Raw genomic sequence first — 353 nt, 5'->3', positions numbered from 1 at the left:
GTTTTGGAACTGGGGAAGAAGCGATCAACTTCTATGAGTTTTGCGCTTTTTTGTCGGAGCTTGTAATCCATAAAGTTTACAAACATCCCCCATCCAACATCAGATATTGACTTGGATAACAAACGATTCTTAACCATCCCCTTGACGTTGAGATTTTCAACGACAATGACTTGGCTTTCATCTACCAACTTTCTTGATAACTTGTGCAAGAAATCTTGGCGGGAATTAGCTATTCTCTCGTGAACATTAGCCACCTTTTTCCTGAATTTCTTTCTCGATTTACTTCCTTGAGTTTTTCGAGAAAGTTTTTTCTGTTTGAGGGCTAAATTCTTTTGGTGGCGGTTTAAATGCTT

1 protein-coding gene is annotated in these 353 nt (G+C 38.5%); it reads right to left on the bottom strand.

Features of this window, described 5'->3' with window-relative positions:
* On the bottom strand, window positions 1-353 hold a 353-nt coding region (locus M595_RS28675), incomplete at both ends, for an RNA-guided endonuclease InsQ/TnpB family protein (protein WP_023070050.1).

Source organism: Lyngbya aestuarii BL J (genome assembly GCF_000478195.2).
GTDB lineage: Bacteria > Cyanobacteriota > Cyanobacteriia > Cyanobacteriales > Microcoleaceae > Capilliphycus > Capilliphycus aestuarii.
This window is presented reverse-complemented; position numbering and strand designations above follow the sequence as displayed.